The organism is Tenacibaculum sp. 47A_GOM-205m (genome assembly GCF_000518405.1).
Lineage (GTDB): Bacteria > Bacteroidota > Bacteroidia > Flavobacteriales > Flavobacteriaceae > Polaribacter > Polaribacter lutimaris.
In genome coordinates this window covers 41,642-62,891 of record NZ_KI912431.1, presented here as the reverse complement: position 1 = coordinate 62,891, position 21,250 = coordinate 41,642, and the positions used below count along the sequence as shown (strand labels likewise).

At 31.3% G+C, this 21,250-nt stretch carries 16 protein-coding genes; 9 read left to right on the top strand and 7 right to left on the bottom strand.

Features of this window, described 5'->3' with window-relative positions; translation table 11 throughout:
* The first annotated feature begins 6 nt into the window (after window positions 1-6).
* From N534_RS0112345 to N534_RS0112335, 3 genes are read left to right on the top strand one after another with little or no spacing between them, the layout of a single operon-like run.
* Window positions 7-1,911 (top strand): nucleoside-diphosphate sugar epimerase/dehydratase, encoded by a 1,905-nt coding sequence (locus N534_RS0112345; protein WP_028892783.1) that lies wholly within the window; start codon window positions 7-9, stop codon window positions 1,909-1,911.
* A 28-nt stretch (window positions 1,912-1,939) separates the two neighbouring features.
* On the top strand, window positions 1,940-2,692 hold the full coding sequence (locus tag N534_RS0112340; RefSeq protein WP_028892782.1) for a polysaccharide biosynthesis/export family protein: 753 nt from the start codon (window positions 1,940-1,942) through the stop codon (window positions 2,690-2,692).
* 7 nt (window positions 2,693-2,699) lie between these two features.
* Window positions 2,700-5,066, top strand: a complete 2,367-nt coding sequence (locus tag N534_RS0112335; RefSeq protein WP_028892781.1) for a tyrosine-protein kinase — start codon at window positions 2,700-2,702, stop codon at window positions 5,064-5,066.
* Between the two features lie 34 nt (window positions 5,067-5,100).
* Here N534_RS0112335 and N534_RS0112330 read toward each other — a convergent pair whose 3' ends face one another.
* Complete coding sequence (locus tag N534_RS0112330; RefSeq protein ID WP_028892780.1) at window positions 5,101-5,856, bottom strand: tyrosine-protein phosphatase; 756 nt, start codon at window positions 5,854-5,856, stop codon at window positions 5,101-5,103.
* Between the two features lie 151 nt (window positions 5,857-6,007).
* Between N534_RS0112330 and N534_RS0112325 the strand changes: the two genes are divergently transcribed.
* On the top strand, window positions 6,008-6,859 hold the full coding sequence (locus N534_RS0112325; protein ID WP_028892779.1) for an N-acetylglucosamine kinase: 852 nt from the start codon (window positions 6,008-6,010) through the stop codon (window positions 6,857-6,859).
* Here N534_RS0112325 and murF read toward each other — a convergent pair.
* Both murF and gldJ read right to left on the bottom strand, forming a co-directional pair.
* Window positions 6,856-8,109, bottom strand: coding sequence for a UDP-N-acetylmuramoyl-tripeptide--D-alanyl-D-alanine ligase (gene murF / locus N534_RS0112320; RefSeq protein ID WP_028892778.1), 1,254 nt, complete (start codon window positions 8,107-8,109; stop codon window positions 6,856-6,858). The two genes, N534_RS0112325 and murF, sit on opposite strands and share 4 nt — an antisense overlap.
* Before the next feature lie 63 nt (window positions 8,110-8,172).
* The gene (gene gldJ / locus N534_RS0112315) at window positions 8,173-9,876 is read right to left on the bottom strand and encodes a gliding motility lipoprotein GldJ (protein ID WP_028892777.1); all 1,704 of its coding nucleotides are present in this window, start codon (window positions 9,874-9,876) and stop codon (window positions 8,173-8,175) included.
* A 360-nt stretch (window positions 9,877-10,236) separates the two neighbouring features.
* Here gldJ and porV point away from each other — a divergent pair, with 360 nt between their 5' ends.
* The 5 genes from porV to N534_RS0112290 all read left to right on the top strand — a co-directional run bounded on the left by porV (window position 10,237) and on the right by N534_RS0112290 (window position 16,611).
* Entirely contained in the window at window positions 10,237-11,337 is a 1,101-nt protein-coding gene (gene porV, locus N534_RS0112310; RefSeq protein WP_028892776.1) for a type IX secretion system outer membrane channel protein PorV, read from the top strand.
* An 80-nt stretch (window positions 11,338-11,417) separates the two neighbouring features.
* Entirely contained in the window at window positions 11,418-11,900 is a 483-nt protein-coding gene (cdd, locus tag N534_RS0112305) for a cytidine deaminase (protein ID WP_028892775.1), read from the top strand.
* 173 nt (window positions 11,901-12,073) lie between these two features.
* Window positions 12,074-13,138 carry a 3-oxoacyl-ACP synthase III family protein gene (locus N534_RS0112300; RefSeq protein WP_028892774.1) on the top strand — a complete coding sequence of 355 codons (1,065 nt, stop codon included), beginning with the start codon at window positions 12,074-12,076 and terminating at the stop codon, window positions 13,136-13,138.
* A 71-nt stretch (window positions 13,139-13,209) separates the two neighbouring features.
* Window positions 13,210-14,745 carry a glutamine-hydrolyzing GMP synthase gene (gene guaA, locus N534_RS0112295; RefSeq protein WP_028892773.1) on the top strand — a complete coding sequence of 512 codons (1,536 nt, stop codon included), beginning with the start codon at window positions 13,210-13,212 and terminating at the stop codon, window positions 14,743-14,745.
* A gap of 33 nt (window positions 14,746-14,778) precedes the next feature.
* On the top strand, window positions 14,779-16,611 hold the full coding sequence (locus N534_RS0112290; protein ID WP_028892772.1) for a LysM peptidoglycan-binding domain-containing protein: 1,833 nt from the start codon (window positions 14,779-14,781) through the stop codon (window positions 16,609-16,611).
* An 894-nt stretch (window positions 16,612-17,505) separates the two neighbouring features.
* Here the strand turns inward: N534_RS0112290 and rfbB are convergent.
* Genes rfbB through rfbA form a run of 4 tightly spaced genes read right to left on the bottom strand, consistent with a single transcriptional unit; the run spans window position 17,506 to window position 20,859 of the window.
* Entirely contained in the window at window positions 17,506-18,552 is a 1,047-nt protein-coding gene (gene rfbB / locus N534_RS0112280; protein ID WP_028892771.1) for a dTDP-glucose 4,6-dehydratase, read from the bottom strand.
* A gap of 1 nt (window position 18,553) precedes the next feature.
* Window positions 18,554-19,423 (bottom strand): dTDP-4-dehydrorhamnose reductase, encoded by an 870-nt coding sequence (rfbD, locus tag N534_RS0112275; RefSeq protein ID WP_028892770.1) that lies wholly within the window; start codon window positions 19,421-19,423, stop codon window positions 18,554-18,556.
* A gap of 5 nt (window positions 19,424-19,428) precedes the next feature.
* Window positions 19,429-19,980, bottom strand: coding sequence for a dTDP-4-dehydrorhamnose 3,5-epimerase (rfbC, locus tag N534_RS0112270; protein ID WP_028892769.1), 552 nt, complete (start codon window positions 19,978-19,980; stop codon window positions 19,429-19,431).
* A gap of 3 nt (window positions 19,981-19,983) precedes the next feature.
* Window positions 19,984-20,859 carry a glucose-1-phosphate thymidylyltransferase RfbA gene (gene rfbA / locus N534_RS0112265; protein ID WP_028892768.1) on the bottom strand — a complete coding sequence of 292 codons (876 nt, stop codon included), beginning with the start codon at window positions 20,857-20,859 and terminating at the stop codon, window positions 19,984-19,986.
* Between the last annotated feature and the right edge of the window lie 391 nt (window positions 20,860-21,250).

Here is a 21,250-nt window from a genome sequence, read left to right as displayed (position 1 = left end):
TCAACAATGATTAAGAGTTTATTTTTAAAAGCTTTTGACAGGTACGCTTCTAGATGGGTTGTTCTAATTATAGACATTACTTTAGTTTGTATTTCCTTTATTTTAGCCTATACAGTACGTTTTAATGCTAGCTTAAATTTTGAGGTAGAAAACCTATTCTTTCAAATTCCTTTTATAGCTTTTATTGCTCTTATTAGTTTTATCACTGTTGGTTCTTATAAAGGAATTGTCCGTCATACAGGAACAAGAGATGCCTTTAATGTTTTTATTGGTGTAACCTTACTTTTTATTATTACTACAAGCCTTGTATTAATTAACAACCTTCTAAAAATAGTTCCAAATTTTACAATTCCGAAATCAATACTTATTATTCATTATTTGATTTCTGTTATTCTTTTAGTTATTAGCAGGTATGTATTTAAAGCATTTTATGAGATTATTTCTACCGAATTAAAATCGATCACAAATGTTTTGATTTATGGAGCTGGAGATTCTGGACTGATAACTTACGGAGCTTTAAACAGGGATACCAAAAATAAATATGAAGTTATTGGTTTTGTTGATGATGACCCAAAGAAAATTGGCAAAAAATTAGACCGAATAAAAATATATAGCAAAAAAGTAATCAATAAAACCTTCATACAAGACAAACAAATTGATGAAATCATTATATCTATTCAAAATATAAAATCTGAAAAACTTTTATATTTAACTGACAAACTGCTCGAACTAGGAGTTCAGGTAAAAATTGTACCTCCTTTATCAAAATGGATTGATGGCGATTTAGAAGCCAACCAAATTAAACAAGTTAAAATTGAAGACTTATTAGATAGAAAACCTATCTCTATTGATAATCCTATTGTTAAAAGAGAAGTGAACGACAAAGTAATTTTAGTTACTGGTGCCGCTGGATCAATAGGTTCAGAAATTTCTCGTCAATTAAGCGTATACAACCATAAACATTTGGTATTAGTAGATCATGCTGAATCTCCTTTGTACGACCTTCAACAAGAACTCATTCAAAAAGATTGTAAAAACTTTACCTCTATCGTAGCTGACGTTAGAGATGAAGTAAGAATGAATGAAATTTTTGAAGAGTTTAAACCTCAAAAAGTTTTTCACGCCGCAGCATATAAACATGTCCCTTTAATGGAAATGAGTCCTTATGAAGCTGTAAAAATTAACATTGGAGGTACAAAAAACATTGCTGACTTATCAATAAAACATAAGATTGAACGTTTTGTAATGGTATCTACAGATAAAGCTGTAAACCCTACCAATGTAATGGGAGCTACAAAACGCGTTGCCGAAATGTACATAAGTTGCCTAAGTAACTCTAAAAACCATACAACAAAATTTACAACTACTCGTTTTGGTAATGTTTTAGGATCTAATGGTTCTGTTATTCCTCTTTTTAAACGTCAAATTGAAAATGGAGGTCCTTTGACGGTTACCCATAAAGATATTACTCGATACTTCATGACTATTCCTGAAGCTTGTCAATTAGTTTTAGAAGCAGGAACAATGGGAAAAGGTGGTGAAATTTATATTTTCGACATGGGAAAGTCTGTAAAAATATACGATATCGCTAAAAGAATGATTTATTTATCCGGATTACAATACCCTGATGATATTGATATAAAAATAACCGGCCTACGCCCTGGAGAAAAACTGTATGAAGAACTCTTGGCTGATGGTGAAAACACGACTCCTACTTATCATGAAAAAATCATGATTGCCAAAAACCAAAATATCGATTATACGTTTGTTAATTCCAAAATACAAGAGCTGTGTTTATCTAACCAAAGTCATAATAACCGAGAGACAGTCTTACTTATCAAAGAAATTGTTCCTGAATATATATCTAATAATTCTATCTATGAAAAATTAGATATTGCTTCTAAAAATTAAATTAGTAATTTCGCCAAAAATTTAGTCAATGCAAAAAGTTTCAAAAATTGTTTTAGCTATTATTATTCTATCTATAACGTCTTGTGCTTCTAAGAAAGATATTGTTTATTTTCAAAATGATGAAGTTGATCAATCAAAAATAAATTATAAAACAATTTTTAAACCTGGTGATTTAGTACAAATAACTATTTCAGCTTTAGATATAGAAGCTGTAAAACCTTTTAACTTAACCTCTAGTTCTGCAACCAATACAAATGTATCAGGAACTCCTCAACATTCTTATTTAATTAATAACAATGGATATATTGATTATCCTATATTAGGAGAATTAAAATTAGCCAGTTTAACTAGAGTTGAAGCGATTGAATTATTTAAAAAAAAATTATCTCCTGATTATGTTAAAAACCCTACAGTTAACATTAAAATTACAAATTTTTCAATAACTGTTCTTGGTGATGTGAAAAACCCTGGAAGATTTACTATTCCAAACGAACGCATTTCAGTTATAGAGGCAATTGGTTTAGCAGGTGATTTAAACATGTCAGGGATTAGAACTATTAAAGTTAAAAGGGAAGAAGATAATCAAATTAAAACTTATAAATTAGATTTACGCTCTAATAAAATCTTCAACTCACCTGTTTATTACCTACAGCAAAACGATGTGATATATGTGGAACCTAATAAATCATCTTCACAGGATGCTGTTTATAATAGAAATACTGGTCTATTTATATCCTTAGGCTCTATAATCATATCATTAATTTCAATTCTAACAAGATAATATTGCTATGAATAACGAACAATATTCCCCGCAATTAGATAACAACGATACTATTAATATTCGAGCTGAAGTAGAAAAATACTTAATCCATTGGAAATGGTTTGTTTTAGGTGTTTTTATTTCTCTTGTTGGTGCTTATTTATATTTAAGGTATAGTACTCCAATATATAATGCTTCAACTACTATTTTAATTAAAAATGACAAACAAGGAGGTGTTTCTGAAGAACTTGCCGCTTTTGAAGATATAGGTATTATAGGTGGTAGTAATAAAAATATAGATAATGAAATAGAAATCATTAAGTCTCGTAAGCTTATAAATGATGTTATTAAATCATTAGAGTTAAATATTATATATATAACTGAAGGAAGAATTAAAGAAACAGAAGTTTATAAAGAGTCTCCTATTTTTTTCACACAAACTGATTCAACCTCATATGATCAAAGCACTATAATTAATATTAAAATTTTATCTAATGAAAAGTATCGTTTAATAGACAATGAAGGTAATCTTATTTCAGAAAACTCATTTAATAAAGTAATAAAAAACGACAACTTAGGTAGCTTCAAAATTGAAAAAAACGTTGATTTTAATGACTCTAACATAAACCAAAATATCAAAATTTTAATACATCCAATTCATAAAATTATAGGAAGTTACCAAAACAGCATAAACATTTCTCCTGTTGGTAAGAAATCAAATGTTTTAAAATTATCATTACAATCCTCAATTAAAGAAAAAGCTGAAGATGTTTTAGACGAATTAGTTAAGCAATATAACTTAGACGCTATTAATGATAAAAAGGAAGTTTCTGAAAAAACAAAAGAGTTTATCTCTAATCGCTTAAATAATGTAGCTAAAGAACTAGGAAAATTAGACAATAATGTTGAAACATTTAAAAACAAAAACAACATAACAGATATTGAGTCTGAAGCACAATTAGTTTTACAAACAAACACTGAGAACCGCAAAAAATTAATTGAAGTTAGCACCGAATTAAACTTAGCAAAATCTTTAACTAAAGAATTAGATAATAACGATTATCTACCTACTAACTTAGGTCTAGAAGACGCTAATATATCAGCATCTATTAACGAATATAATCAATTAATAGCTCAACAAAAACGTTTAGAAAAAAGTGCTGGATCAAAAAACACTGTACTTATTAATGTTCAAGAAAATCTTTCTAGCTTAAAATATTCTCTAAAGAGAAGTCTTGAAAATACTATTCGTTCATTGCAAGTAAAAGTTAATAGCTTGCAACATGAAGCATCTCGCTTTAATACAAAAATCTCTTCTATTCCTACTAGAGAAAGAGAGTTCTTAGACATAGCTCGCCAACAAGAAATTATTGCAGGTTTATACTCTTATTTATTGAAGAAAAAAGAAGAAACTGCTATTTCTTTGGCTGCAACTGCAGTTCCTAACGCTAAAATTATCGATAAAGCTTATGGTTCTGACATTCCTGTAAGCCCTAAAAGAAAAATCATCTATTTGGCTGCGTTATTATTAGGTTTAATAATTCCTTTCATTTTTATTTACTTAAGAGATTTATTAGACACAAAAGTTCATACTAGAAAAGATATTGCAGATTTAACTTCAATACCTTTCTTAGGAGATATTCCACATTCTGAAATAAAAGAAAAGATAGTTATCAACTCAGGTGCTCGTTCTGGTACAGCTGAAGCCTTCAGATTAATAAGGACAAACCTTGATTTTATGCTTCCTAAAAAAGAAGAAAATAAAGCTAAAACTATCTTTATTACTTCAACTACTAGTGGAGAGGGAAAATCGTTTACATCTATTAACTTAGCAGCCTCTTTATCATTATCAGGAAAAAAAGTGGTTTTAGCTGGATTAGACTTAAGAGCCCCTAAAATTATCGAATACCTTGAACTTCCTGAAAGGAAAGGAGTTACAAACTACATTACAGATGATTCTATTACGATAGATTCATTAAAGTTTTCAATTGATGAAATCCCTAATTTGGATATTATCTCTTCAGGGGCTATTCCTCCTAACCCTGCAGAACTACTAATGACCGACAAAATAGAACAGTTATTTACTGAATTAGAAGCACAGTATGATTATGTGATTATTGATACTGCTCACGTAAGCTTAGTTACTGATACCCTTCTAATTGCTAAATATGCAGACCTTGTAATGTATGTAACTAGAGCTAATTATTTGGATAAACGAATGTTAATTGTTCCGCAAACCTTGTATAAAGACAAAAAGTTACCTAACCTAGCAATCGTATTAAATGATACAGATTTAAAGCGTGGTTATGGATATGGTTATGGCTATGGATATGGATATGGATATGGAGCTGACCTAGATGATGATAAACCTTGGTATAAAAAAATATTTAGTTAATTAATAAAAAACTAAAAGAAGACAAAAAAGGAAGCTATATAGCTTCCTTTTTTTGTATAAATTGTTTATTATTATTTAGCAAATGCTCTATTTGCTTTTTTGTTTTCACATTTCCTATTTTTTGTAAAAGTTTTAAATGATTGTGATGGTGCGTATCAGTTCCAACAAAATCATACATATTCTCATTTAATAACTTCTGAGCTGTTTTCTGTACTCCTTTTCCGTATTGTTCTGTCAACGACAATAAATTCAATTGAAAAACGCAACCTGCCTTTTTTAATTTATAAAAATTCTGAAAATCGCCATGATAAAAATTATATCGCTCAGGATGTGCCAAAACAGGTTTATATCCTTTTAATTGAATCTCAAACAAAATATCATATAGGTTATAAGGAGCATTGAAGTAAGACATTTCTACTAAAACATAATTATCTTTTAATGTCAAAATATCATCTGCTTTTAAGCGCTCTACAAAACGTTCATCCATCATGTATTCAGCAGCTGCATTTATATTCACATCATGAAATCCTTGCTTTTTCAACTCAATCCTTACTTCTTCTAACTTATTGTTTATTGTTTCTGAAGAATTAGGATATACATCACCCAAAACATGAGGTGTAGTTATAATGTTTTTAATTCCGTAAGAATACATTTTAGAAATTAACGAAATTGAATGCTCTAAATCTTTTGCTCCATCATCAATCCCTGGTAACAAATGTGAGTGAATATCTACAAAACCATCTGGAAAAACTTCATTTAATGGAAGTTCCTTTTTCTTGAAAAAAAACATAGTAAGGCGAAATAATATATTTAGCTACAAAAATAAACGAATAATATTTATCAAACAGTAACAAAATCTATTCCTTTTTCACTTATACACCAAATTAATTACTGTCATTTCATCATGATACTATATCTTTGGAGTGTAATAGATAAAGTATATGATTTTAATTGCGGATGGCGGCTCTACAAAAGCTGATTGGATTGCACTTAATAAGCACAAAAAAGAAGTTTTTAGAACTACTTCTTTAGGTTTAAACCCTTCTGTACTCACAAAAGAAGAAATACTACGTACAATAAACAATACAGAAGATTTACTTTCAATACAAAACGAAGTGCAACAAATCCATTTCTATGGAGCAGGTTGTGGTAGCCCTAAGGCTTCTGAAAATTTACAGCAAGTTTTAAAATCAGTTTTTGAAAAAGCTACTGTTTTTGTTTCTGAAGATACTTTGGCTGCTGTATATGCTAGTTCTGGAAATAATCCTGGTATTGTGTGTATTTTAGGAACAGGCTCAAATAGCTGTTATTTTGATGGGAAAAAAATGACTACTACAGCTCCTTCTCTTGGTTACACTCTTATGGATGAAGCTAGCGGTAATTACTTCGGAAAACAACTCCTTCGTGATTATTACTATAAAAAAATGCCTAAAAAAATAGCTACAGCATTTAAAAGTTCTTTTGAATTGGATACGGATATCGTAAAAATGAACTTGTACAGAAAACCAAACGCTAATATGTATCTAGCTTCTTTTACCCGTTTTATGTTTGAACATAAAGAAGAAAAATACATCAGAAAAATGATAAAAAAAGGATTACAAGATTTCTTTTATTATAGAGTTCTTCCTTTTAAGAAAGACATAAAGACACCTATTTACTTCATTGGGTCAGTTGCTTACTATTTCAGAGATATTTTAGAGAAAGTAGCTGCTAAAAACAATCTAGTTATTACTGATGTTATCCAACGCCCAATCGATAATTTAGTAGAATTTCATAGGAACAACAACTTTTAACAAAACTCAACTACTCTTTCAAGAGCCATTCCTCTTGATCCTTTTACTAAAATTGTACTTTTATTTATAGGGTTAAACTTCAGATACTCTGCTAACTCTGTAAAGTTTTTAAACTTTTTGAATTCAGTTGTAGTTTTGTAAAAGTTTTCTCCTACTAAAAACACGCTGTTGAAATTAAATTCCTGAACTATATCTGCAATCTTTTGATGCTCTTTTGAACTATGCTCTCCTAATTCAAACATATCACCTATAATAATTGTTTTATGAGCTGATTTAAGTGCTTCAAAACTCTCTAAAGCAGCCTTCATACTTGTTGGATTTGCATTGTAAGCATCTAAAATTATCGTGTTTCTTTCCGTCTTTATAACTTGTGATCTATTATTCGACGGAATATAGTTTTCAATTGCTTCTTTAATTTGTTCTAGAGTAACTTTAAAATAATTACCTATTGTAATAGCTGCAGAAATATTTGCAAAATTATATGCTCCTATTAAATTACTTGTTATTATTTTTTCTTGATAAGAAAATCTAACTAACGGATCTGCATCTAAATACTTAATATCATTGCTAAACCATACACTATCCATGCCTTTAGTATGCTCTATTTGTTTAGCATCGTTAGGATTGACTATTACTTTTTTGTTATGTTTTCTAAGATATTCATACAGCTCAGATTTTGCTTTTACCACGCCTTCAAGCGAACCAAACCCTTCTAAGTGTGCGCTTCCAAAATTAGTTATATACCCATAATCAGGTCCTGCGATTTCAGATAAAAAAGCTATTTCTTTATGGTGATTGGCTCCCATTTCTACGATACCAATTTCAGTATCTCTATTCATTGACAATAAAGTCAATGGAACACCAATATGATTATTTAAATTTCCTACGGTAGCAGTTGTCTTATACTTTGTTGAAAGCACAGCATTGATTAGTTCTTTGGTTGTCGTTTTACCATTACTTCCTGTCAACGCTATAATAGGCAATCCTAATTGATTACGATGGTAATTTGCTAGCTTTTGCAGCGTTTCTAAAACATTATCTACCAAGATAGTTTTTTCAGAAGTATTGTAAGCTTCTTCATCTACTACAGCATAACTCGCTCCGTTGTCTATCGCTTCTTCAGCAAACTTATTTCCATTAAAATTTTCTCCTTTTAGGGCAAAGAAAATTGTGTTTTGTCTAATGTTTCTGGTATCAGTATCAACTAATCCGTGAATGCTATATAACTGATATAAATCTTCTATCTTCATCTTGTAAAAATAAAAAAACCTCATTGAGATTCAATGAGGTTTTTTCTATAATTAAAACTGTAATTATTTTACTTTATCTGGTGTTGCAGTCTTTCTTTTGTTTAACACCATTGGTCCCATTTTATCAGTAGCACATCTAAATCCGATGTAATTAGTTGCCATATACTCTGGGAAATATCTTCTTTGTGCAGGATCTAACCAATATTCTCTATCAGCCCAAGAACCTCCTTTATACACTCTAGATTTATCACTAATTAACGTAGTTCTTCTCTTATCGTCATATTTGTAATTCTCTATAGCATTTCCTAAAGAATCTACTTCAGCTTCTGGTTTTTGAGGAGAGTTATACATTCTAGACGAACGGTCTAATTGATCTTTATCTAATCCGTAGAACTTAGAAGAGGCTTGATCTCCATCCCCTAAACTAGAGTTATTCGCTAAGTTATAGTTTCTTCTCATGTACGTATCTTCCTTAGTAATTGGAATATACTTCACACTTCCTGGTAAATCTTTTGCTACAATTCTACCATTTTCTAAAGTATCGTACTCTACTTCTCCGTCTCCAACAATCACAACTTTACCATCTTCGTTGATTAACTTTTTCGTAAAAATATTTCCTCTAAAATAGTTAAAGTCATTTGCTTCTGAATCGATAATTGGTCTGTATACATCCTCTACCCATTCAGCAACGTTACCAGACATATCGTATAAACCGAATGCATTTGGAGGATAACTTCTTACTGCGTTAGGAATATCAGAACCATCACTACTCCATCCAGCTATACCACTATAGTCTCCTTTTCCTTGTTTAAAGTTTGCTAACTGATCTCCTCTTCTACGCTTATCTCTATCACGTGTATACTTTCCACTCCAAGCATATTTTTTTCTACCTCTAATGTTGTTATACTCACGGTTTTCAAAAATAGCTTTTGCTGCGTATTCCCATTCAACTTCTGTAGGAAGTCTAAATTTCTGTGCTAAAATACCATCTGAAGAAGTTACTTGTCTTCCTGTAAACGATCCTTTCGCTGGTTTTGGTTCTCCTTTAACTCTTGGTACAGGAATCCCTTTTTTATAAATAGTCGAATCACCATCAAAAATTGCATATGGATCCGTTAAATACGTATCGGTATCAAAATTATTTTGTCCTTTAAAACTTAATGAATCGTCTTTAAAGATGTTTTTAATTACACCTTTATCCATTAAAATCTTTAAGTTTAATGCATTTGTACGCCACTTACAGTATTTATTAGCTTGAATCCAGCTAACACCAACCACAGGATATTCTGCATACGATGGGTGACGTAAGTAACTCTCCGATAATAAGTTTGTATTTCCTAAACCTTTTCTCCAAACTAAGGTGTCTGGTAAAATAGAAGGATAAATATTTTTAAACTGTGGATCTTCTGGAGGGAACACATCTTTAGTATATTGCATAAATAAACCATATTCTGCATTAGTTACCTCTACTTCATCCATATAAAAAGAACGTACGTGCATTTTTTGAGGGGTCGTGTTCCAATCAAACATTACGTCATCTTGTACTAGTCCCATAGTAAAGGTACCACCTTCAATATGAACCATTCCAGGGGGAACATTTTTACCTTCTTTGTACTTCCCTTTTAAATAACCACCATAACTAGGATCATTAAAGTTCCAACCAGTTAGAGAGGATTTACTTGAACCACTTCCTCCATTACTCTTACAAGAAGTAATCAGCAAGCCAGTGATCGCCAATAAACTAAATAATTTTAACGTACTTTTCATGTATTTTAAACTGTTTTTTAAGGGTGTCGCAATTTACAATATTTCTAATTTCTTACAACTAATTTAACTACAAATTCTCTTTTTGCAACCTTAACCTTGCTAGATTACAAACGATACATTTTACACTTTAGTATTACGAATCTAAGAAAAAGATTAAAATAACCACCCTATAAAATTTATTATTTCTAACATTATAAGAAGTAAATTAAAAACAACTATATAATATATTCTTTGTCTTATCGTTTATGTAATACAGAAAAGTAATCCAAAATAGTCAATTTAAACCCTAAGTATACATAAAACCCCGATAATCCTTCAATTAAAATTATATATTTGCTAAACAATTAATCAAATTTTTACATGAAAAAATTATCGATCGTATTATTTTTTGTGTGCTTTACCCTTCAAAACAAAGTACAAGCCCAAAATGAAACATCAATAAACACAACGGCAATGCCATTTTTATTGATTACACCCGATGCTCGTGCTGGTGGTATGGGAGACATTGGTGTTGCAACATCTTCTGATGCTTTTGCAATTTTTCACAACCCTGCAAAAACTGCTTTTAATCAAAATAGAATTAGCGTTGGTGTTAACTACACTCCTTGGCTTAGAAACCTTACTGACGATATTTTTGTTGGTGGAGGCTCATACGTTAATAGATACAGTGAGAAATCTGCTTGGGGTATAGACTTAAAATATTTTTCTCTAGGAGAAGTAGCGTTATATGATCTAGGAGGTATTTCTAATGGTACAGAAAAACCAAACGAGCTAGCTATTACGGGAATTTATTCCTTAAAACTGAGCGAAACCTTCTCAATGGGTATTGGTTTAAAATATGTACACTCTAATTATAAAATTAGAAGTAATGATTCTAGTATAGATGCTGTTAACTCTTTTGCTGTTGATGTTTCTGGTTATTATCAATCAAAAGAAGCTAACTACGGAAGTTTTAACGGTCGTTACCGCTTAGGATTTAACATTGCCAACATTGGGCCTAAAGTAGAGTATACTCCTGGTGTCCCTAATTTTATTCCAACCAATGCTAAAATTGGTGGTGGATTCGATTTTATTTTTGATGATATGAATATTTTCGGATTGAATTTAGAATTCACAAAACTATTGGTTCCTTCCAACCCCGATTCGGATAGAGGCTGGTTTGAAGGAATGTTTACTTCTTTAGGAGATAGAAGTTTTGAGGAAGAGTTACAAGAAACCACTTGGGCTTTAGGTGCTGAATATTTATACAATAATTCTTTTGCTTTAAGAACTGGATATTTCCATGAGAGCCCTAAAAAAGGACAACGTCAGTACTTTACTTTAGGAGCTGGTTTTGCTACCAAGGCATTTAACATTGACTTATCTTACTTAATCAATACCGCAGAAGTAAATAACCCATTAGAAAACACCTTACGCTTTTCTCTTTCTTTTGATTTAGGAGAGCTTTATGAAATTTATTAAAACTCATATTTTTTTTATAAATTCGTGTCAGAATATAAAAGCAGTCTAACCGACTGCTTTTTTTGACTAATTTATTCATTATGAAGAAAATTAATGTAACCACCTCCGCTATTGTTTTTGATAATATTTCTCAATTATCACCCGAAGACGCTTTTTTACTTGAAAAAGCAGTTGAAGCTAGACAAAAAGCCTATGCCCCTTACTCAAAATTTAATGTAGGCGCTGCAATATTACTTGATAATGGAGAAGTTATTTTAGGAAATAATCAAGAAAGTGCTGCTTATCCTTCTGGCATGTGTGCCGAACGTGTTGCTATTTGGAAAGCTGGTTCTGAATATCCAACCATGAAAGTACTAAAAATAGCTATAACAGCTTCTTCTGAAAACTCTAAGGTTGATAAACCTGTTGGTCCTTGTGGTGCTTGTCGCCAAACATTATCAGAATATGAAATCAATCAAAAACAACCGATTGAAATCCTATTTATGGGAGAAATTGGACAAATTGTAAAAACAGAGTCGTTACTTTCATTATTACCATTTTCTTTTGACAGCTCTTATTTATAAAGTACCTAAACATCAAAATCATAAAAAAGGTGATTGCTCATTTCTAAAAAAATAATTTAACCTCCTTTTTTTAAGAATCTAACAAATCTTTAAAATTGACTGTAAATAAAAAGGTTATTGTCAATAAAAATGTTTTATTTGTAATTACTCAATCCTAAAAATCATTTACTTTAATGAAACTATCAGTAATTACAGGAACAGGTTCCTTCATTCCATCTATCAAAAAAGAGAATGCAAACTTTAATAATCATGTATTTTTAAATGCAGACGGAACCTCTTTTGATAACCCCAACCCTATAATTATTGAAAAATTCAAATCCATTACCGGTATTGAAGAGCGTCGTTATGCAAAAGAAGAATATAAAGCTTCTGATTTAGGTTATTTTGCAGCAAAAAAAGCTATTGAAGATGCTAATATTAATCCAGAGGAATTAGATTATATCATTTTTGCACATAATTTTGGTGATGTAAAAAAGGATGCTATTCAAAGTGATATTCTTCCAAGCTTAGCCACTCGTGTAAAGTATTTACTCCAAATTGAAAATCCAAATTGTGTAGCTTACGATATTTTATTTGGATGTCCTGGTTGGATTGAGGGAGTTATTCAAGCACAAGCTTTTATCAAAGCAGGAATCGCAAAAAAATGTTTGGTTATTGGTGGAGAAACTTTGTCGAGAGTAGTTGACATCAATGACCGTGACTCTATGATTTATAGCGACGGTGCAGGTGCTTGTATTGTAGAAGCTACTGACAAAAACGACAGTGGAATTTTAAGTCACGCTTCACAAACTTTTACTAAAGATGAAGCTTATTATTTATTCTTCGGAAACTCAAACGATAAAAGCAAAGACAAAGACGTTCGTTATATTAAAATGCATGGACGAAAAATTTACGAATTTGCCTTAACCAACGTTCCTAAAGCTATGCAAACTGCTTTAGACAAAAGCGGAGTTTCTATTGATGATGTTAAAAAAGTTTTCATTCATCAAGCAAATGAAAAAATGGATGAAGCTATTATCAAACGCTTTTATCGCTTATATAAAAAACCTATTCCAGAAGGAGTGATGCCTATGAGTATTCATAAATTAGGAAATAGTTCTGTAGCAACCGTTCCTACCCTACTCGATTTAGTTTTAAAAGGAAACATTGAAAACCAAGAAGTAAATAAAGGTGATGTAATTATTCTTGCTTCTGTCGGAGCAGGTATGAATATTAACGCAATTGTTTACAAGTATTAAAGTTTCTTAAATAGGAAGAATTTCTTGTTAAATATTCTCGCAAATCTAAAATGTAAGTACTATTTTTGCGCATGCAACAACACAACGTACTTATATTAGATTTCGGATCGCAATACACGCAGTTAATTGCGCGCCGCGTAAGAGAATTGAATATCTATTGTGAAATTCACCCTTACAACAAAATACCACAAAACTTAAACGATTTTAAAGCTGTAATCCTTTCTGGAAGTCCATCATCGGTTCGTTCAGAAGAAGCTCCACATCCAGATTTATCTGAAATTAGAGGTAAAAAACCTTTATTAGCGGTATGCTACGGAGCGCAATACTTAGCGCATTTTTCTGGTGGATTAGTAGCTCCTTCAAATACTCGTGAGTATGGGAGAGCCAATTTATCTTTCATTAAAGAAAATGAAGAGTTTTTTAAAGGTATTTCACAAGGAAGTCAAGTTTGGATGAGTCATTCAGACACTATCAAAGAATTACCTACTGGAGGGACCTTATTAGCAAGCACGCACGATGTTGAAAATGCGGCTTATAAGATTGAAGGTGAAACTACCTATGCAATACAATTTCATCCAGAAGTATATCATTCTACTGACGGTAAACAATTATTACAAAACTTTTTAGTTACTATAGCTGGAGTTGCTCAAACTTGGACACCAGATTCGTTTGTTGACGAAACCGTTGCTGAGTTAAAAGCAAAGATAGGTGATGATAAAGTTGTTTTAGGATTATCTGGTGGTGTAGATTCTACCGTAGCTGCTGTTCTATTACACAAAGCTATCGGAAGCAATTTACATTGTATTTTCGTAAACAACGGATTGTTACGTAAAAATGAATTTACCGATGTATTAAAGCAATACGAAGGTATGGGATTAAACGTTAAAGGTGTAGATGCTTCGGCACGCTTTTTGGGCGAATTAGCTGGATTAAGTGATCCTGAAGCGAAGCGTAAAGCCATTGGTAAAGTTTTTATCGATGTTTTTGACGATGAAGCACACCAAATAGAAGATGCCAAATGGCTAGCACAAGGAACGATTTATCCTGATGTAATTGAATCAGTTTCTGTAAATGGTGGTCCTTCAGCAACTATTAAAAGTCACCATAACGTAGGTGGTCTACCAGATTTCATGAAATTGAAAGTAGTAGAACCTTTACGTATGATTTTTAAAGACGAAGTACGTCGTGTAGGTGCTTCTATGGGAATTGATAAAGAATTATTAGGTCGTCACCCTTTCCCTGGTCCTGGTTTAGCTATCAGAATCTTAGGTGATATTACCGCTGAGAAAGTTCGTATTTTGCAAGAAGTAGATGCTGTGTTCATCAACGGATTGAAAGAAAGCGGACTGTACGATAAAGTATGGCAAGCAGGTGCTATTTTATTACCAGTAAACTCAGTTGGAGTTATGGGTGATGAGAGAACTTACGAAAAGGTAGTTGCTTTAAGAGCAGTTGAAAGTACCGATGGTATGACGGCTGATTGGGTAAATTTACCTTATGAGTTTTTACAAAAAACATCAAATAAAATAATAAATAATGTAAAAGGTGTGAATAGAGTTGTGTATGACATCAGTTCTAAACCACCAGCAACAATTGAATGGGAATAACCCTCGATTAAATTAAAAATAAAAAAAGAGTAGATGAAGAAATTACAGTTTTTACTATTAGTTTGTATTTTAACTTTTACCGTTTCTTGCGGACAGCAAAAACGTTATGTATCGTATAAAGTTCAAGAAGGAGAAACCATGCGTGATATTGCTGATCGTTTGGATATGAAAACAAAAGATTTACTACGTTTAAATCCTGATGTTAGCAGACGTCCTGAAGCCAATACGGTAATTGTTATTCCTAATCCTAAACTTAAAAACAGTACTTCTACATCTACTCCTTCTTCAGAAAAAGAAAACGAAACGATAACTTCTGACGCTACTAACGAAGAAATTACTCCTGAAACAAAAGAAGACGACACTGTTTTTCAGCAAACCATTGTAGAGTATGAAACTCATGAAGTTCAAAAAGGAGAAACCGTATACCGAATTACCAAACAATACGGAATTACTAAAGATGATTTAATTAAGTACAACCCTGAATACACTAATATTGAAAGTAATAATTTGAGTATCGGTCAAGTACTAAAAGTTAAAGAAATTAAAAAAACAATTACTATTGACAAGGAAGAGGTTTTAGAAAAGTTTTTAACCCACACAGTTAAAAGCAAAGAAACCATGTATAGTTTAACTCGTTTTTACAACGTTTCAAAAGAAGATATTTTACGTTTAAATCCCGAATATCCTGATTTAGCAGATAACAAGCTATCGATAGGTCAATTATTAAAAATAAAACCTATAGAAGAAGTAAACGAAGCTGAAAATTATACTTTTTACAAAGATTCTATAGAAGAAGACACATCTATCAATTTAGCGATTTTACTACCTTTTAGAGCTGATGAGTATATAGAAAAATCAAGCAAAGATATTTTTGAAAAAAATCAATTAGCTAATATGGTAACTGATTTTTATATGGGTGCAGAAATTGCTATTGATTCTATCAAAAAACAAGGAGTAAACGTACATGTAAATGTTTTTGATACTGGTAATAGAGGAAAAAACATCGATGTTATTTTAAACGAAAATAAATTAGAAAATACCGATGTTGTTATAGGTCCTTTCTATTCAGACAAAGCTGAAGTTGTTGCAAAAGGAGTAAATGTTCCTGTTATTTTTCCTCACTATTCTAATAACCAAGAAAAATTTACCTCTTCTAAATTGGTAAAAACAGCACCTGAAAAAAGTAGGTATGCAGACTATTTAGCTTCTTATTTAAAAGACAGTTATAAAGACCAAGAAATTTTTGTAGTTGGTGATGACAAGAGTGAATCTAATCGTTTGGTTTCTAAAATTGTTTCTGAGTTAAAACGACATGATAGCATCAATAACATCAATATCTTAAAACCTGAAAAAGGATATATTAAGAGAGAACGTTTTACAAGAAAAATGTCTTCCAAAAGGCATAATTGGGTAATTATTGCTTCTGATGATAATGTTGTGGTTGCTGACGCTTTAAATAGCATGATTGGTTTACCTGATGAGATTAATGTTCAAGTGTTTTCGCCAAACAAAGGAGATGCTTATTATCGAATTGACAATAATAAACTTGCTACTATTAATTTCACCTATGTTTCTGATACTTTTACTGATGAAGACGCTATAGAAACAAAAACGTTTACCGAAAAATATTTATTAAAAAACAATACCATTCCTTCTGATTATGCTATTAAAGGATTTGATATTACATATGATATATTAATGCGTTTAGCTTCTGGTAAAAACCTTGACAGTACCTTTAAAGAAGGAGTTTCTTTACGCGTTGAAAGCAAATTTGATTACCATAAAAAAATATTTGGAAGTGGCAGTAACAATGGTTTATTTGTGATTAAATACAACAAAGACCTTAGCTTAAGTAGATTGAGATAAACTTAAGATTATACTAAATAAAAAAACCGAAACTAATTAGTTTCGGTTTTTTATTTATACACTTCTACTACATTCAGTGTCCGTTAATTGTAATAACTTTTATTTTTTACCACCTACATTGTTTGCTGTTCTTTTTTCCATCGATGAAAAAACGAACCAAAAAAATCTAGACTTATTATCCTTTTTTTGAATTCTACGTTGTATTCCGTATTCGAATCCAGACCGTAAACTCTTTGGATTCTCTTGTACTCCATAAACTTGAATTCTACCAAAAGAAAAATAGATCGGGTTGGTTTTTCGTTCTTATGCATGAGATTGCTTCTCCCGAAGTGTCGGGATCGCAATGACGAGCATTTTATTTTTGATTCCATTCATTTTTTGCTTGTCTAAAAAACGAATCTAAATAGTTGTTATTCAAATTATGAAGACATCTCGATACTATCCTTCTTCCTTTCAGTCTAGAATATCACTCAATCTGACAATTTTTTATGTTGTTCATTTTTTCCATTGATGAAAAAACGAACCAAAAAAATCTAGACTTATTATCCTTTTTTTGAATTCTACGTTGTATTCCGTATTCGAATCCAGACCGTAACTCTTTGGATTCTCTTGTACTCCATAACCTTGAATTCTACCAAAAGGAAAATAGGTCGGGTTTGAGGTTTAACTCCATTGAACCTAAAGGTTTCTCCCTTTGGTCGAAATGACATATCCTGTTTTTTTGTCATTATTAAGGAATATACGAATGAAGTTATCTGTTTATCTCAAACTATTAATACAAAAATTACTTCTCTTGAAGTGTCGGGATCGTAATGACGGAGTTTAATTTTTCATCGATAAAAAACTTCGACGGACTCAGTTTGACAAAAAGTATTTTTTATAATAGTTTGTTTTCTACTCATACATTTGTTGATAGTACTTTTGATACTCTCCACTGGTAACATTTTTTACCCAATCTTCATTTTCTAAATACCATTTTACAGTTTCTTCTATTCCTTCTTCAAATTGTAAAGAGGGTTCCCAACCTAACTCATTCTTCAATTTTGAAGAATCTATAGCGTAACGGTAATCATGTCCTGCTCTATCTGTTACATACGTTATTAACTTCTCAGAGGCTCCTTCTTCTCTCCCTAAAAACTTATCTACGGTTTTTATCAACACCTTAATTAAATCTATATTCTTCCATTCGTTGAATCCTCCAATATTGTAAGTATCACCTAATTTTCCTTTATGAAAAATTACATCAATTGCTCTAGCATGATCGTTTACAAACAACCAGTCTCTTACATTATCTCCTTTTCCATACACAGGTAATGCTTTGTTGTTACAAATATTATTAATAAACAACGGAATTAACTTTTCTGGAAACTGATATGACCCGTAATTATTTGAACAGTTTGAAATTACAACTGGCAGACCGTATGTGTCATGAAAAGCTCTTACAAAATGATCTGACGAAGCCTTTGAAGCTGAATAAGGAGAATGCGGATCATACGCTGTGGTTTCTAAAAAGAAACCTTCATCACCTAAAGAACCGTAAACCTCATCAGTAGACACATGATAAAATAATTTATCTTCAAAATTGCCTCCCCAATAGTTTTTAGCTGCCTGTAATAAGCTCAAAGTTCCCATTACATTCGTTCTTGCAAAAGAGAAAGGATCTTTTATCGAACGATCTACATGTGATTCAGCCGCTAAATGAATTACCCCGTCTATCTTGTATTTTGAAAAAATATCGGCCACAGTATCATAATCACAAATATCAGCCTTGATAAACGTATAATTTGGTTTACCTTCAATATCTTTTAAATTCTCAAGGTTTCCAGCATAGGTAAGAAGATCTAAATTAATAATATTATAATTAGGATAATTGTTTACAAACAAGCGTACCACATGTGAACCTATAAAACCTGCTCCTCCTGTAACTAGTATATTTTTCATATTATTTCACTTGTTTTATGTTCAATATGCATTCTTTTAAAGAATCTCTCCAGTAAGGTACTTCTATAGTAAAATCATTTTTAACTTTCTGTTTATTCAATACGGAATAATGAGGTCGTTTTGCCAATGTTTTATATTCCTTTGACTCTATTGGATTAATTGCACATGGTAAATTACCGAACTCCATAATTGCTTTTGCAAAATCATACCATGAAGTAACACCTTCATTTGAAAAATGATATATTTTTGAATCTCTATCTATCTTTCTATCCAAAGAAATAATATGCAAACAAACTTTCGCTAAATCTCTAGCATAAGTTGGTGTTCCTATTTGATCATAAACAACATTTAGTGATTCCTTTTCCTCCCCTAACCTTATCATCGTTTTCATAAAATTATTTCCGTAGGTGGAATATAGCCATGAAGTTCTAATTATGATAGCTTCAATAGATGAAGACTCTACTACCTCTTCTCCTCTTCTCTTTGTTATACCATACACTCCTAATGGGGCTATGTTATCTTCTTCTTTATAAGGTAAAAAACTTTCACCATTAAATACATAATCGGTAGAAATATGAATTAATTTCCCTCCTCTACTTTTTATTGAGTTAACTAAATTTTCAACTCCAAAAACATTTACCTTTTCAGCCTCTTCAAGAGCCTCTTCAGCTTTATCTACGTTAGTATATGCTGCACAATTGATAACTCTATCAATCTTGTATTTTTCTATAAAATTATCAACAAGATCAGCATTTGTAATATCTAAGCTTTTTGAGTCTTCAAAAAAGAATCTAAAATTAGGATAACTTAAAGACAATTCTTTTATTTCTGAACCAAGCTGTCCATTCGCCCCTGTAACTAAAATATTCATTATTGTTATATAAAAGGATTTTCTAACTCTTCTAACATTGGTAACTTTTGGTCTTTCTCAGATAACCTTACCTCACTTTCACTAATATTCCAATCGATATTTAACTTGCTGTCGTTCCATATAATTCCTGAATCACATTCAGGAGCATACACATTATCTACTTTGTAAGAAAAAATAGCTTCATCAGACACTACCACAAAACCATGGGCAAAACCTCTAGGCACGAATAATTGTCTTTTATTCTCTTCTGACAATTCTACAACTACATGCTTTCCATAGGTAGGTGATTTTTTTCTGATATCAACCGCAACATCTAACACTTTTCCTTTGACACATCTCACTAACTTTGCTTGAGTATACGGTGGTTTTTGAAAATGCAATCCTCTCAATACACCAAAAGAAGATTTTGATTCGTTATCCTGTACAAAATTTATCTTTCCGATATTTTCTTCAAATTCCTTTTGATTGAACGATTCAAAAAAATAACCTCTATGATCACCAAACACTTTTGGTTCAATAATGACAACTTCAGGAATAGCTGTTTTTGTAAAAATCATCCTTTATTCTTTTGCTAGATTAAGTAAGTATTGTCCATAACTATTTTTCTGTAAAGGTTCCGCTAACTTTTTTACTTGCTCTTTATTAATATAGCCCATATACAGCGCTATTTCTTCTATGCAAGCTACTTTTAATCCTTGACGTTTTTCTATGGTTTCAATAAACTGGCTCGCTTCTAATAAAGAGTCGTGTGTTCCAGTATCTAACCATGCAAAACCACGCCCCATTAACTCAACCTTTAACTCATTGTTTTCTAAATAATGTTGATTTACAGATGTGATTTCTAACTCTCCTCTTTTTGATGGTTTTACATTTTTTGCCACTTGAATCACATCATTTGGATAAAAATAGAGTCCAACCACTGCATAATTTGATTTCGGGTTTTCTGGTTTTTCTATAATAGAAATAGCATTTCCGTTAGTGTCAAAATCTACTACTCCATAACGTTGAGGATCTTTTACATTGTATCCAAAAACAGTAGCTTTATTGTTGTTTTTTATATTTTGAATTGCAGATTGTAACATTTCAGGTAACCCATGGCCATAAAAAATATTATCGCCTAAGATGAGGCATACATCATCATTTCCTATAAATTCTTCCCCAATGATAAATGCTTGTGCTAATCCATCTGGAGAAGGTTGTTCTGCATAACTAAGATAAATTCCTAGGTCACTTCCATCTCCTAATAACTTTTGAAAACTAGGTAAATCATCAGGTGTAGAGATAATTAATATTTCTTTAATTCCCGCCAACATTAATACCGATAACGGATAATAAATCATTGGTTTATCATATACTGGAAGTAACTGTTTAGATACTCCTTTAGTAATAGGGTATAATCTCGTTCCTGACCCTCCAGCTAGTATAATGCCTTTCATTTAATCTGTTTATTACAATGCTAATTTATAGAAAAAATAAACCATTAGCAGTTTTGATGTTTTAATTTTTAGTTTTGAGTTTAAAACTAGGGAATAGGGACGGTAAAGAAACTTATTATTCTTTGTTGTTCTAAATATATATTTTTTTAGGCTTTTAATTCTACCTATTACACATGTTATGCTGAACTTGTTTTAGCATCTAGCAGTCGTTAAAACTATAAAAAATCTCGATACTATTCTCCTTCCTTTCAGTCTAGAATACCACTCAATGTGACAATCTTTTATGTTGTTCATTTTTTCCATTGATGAAAAAACGAACCAAAAAAATCTAGACTTTTTTTCCTTTTTTTGAATTCTACGTTGTATTCCGTATTCGAATCCAGACCGTAAA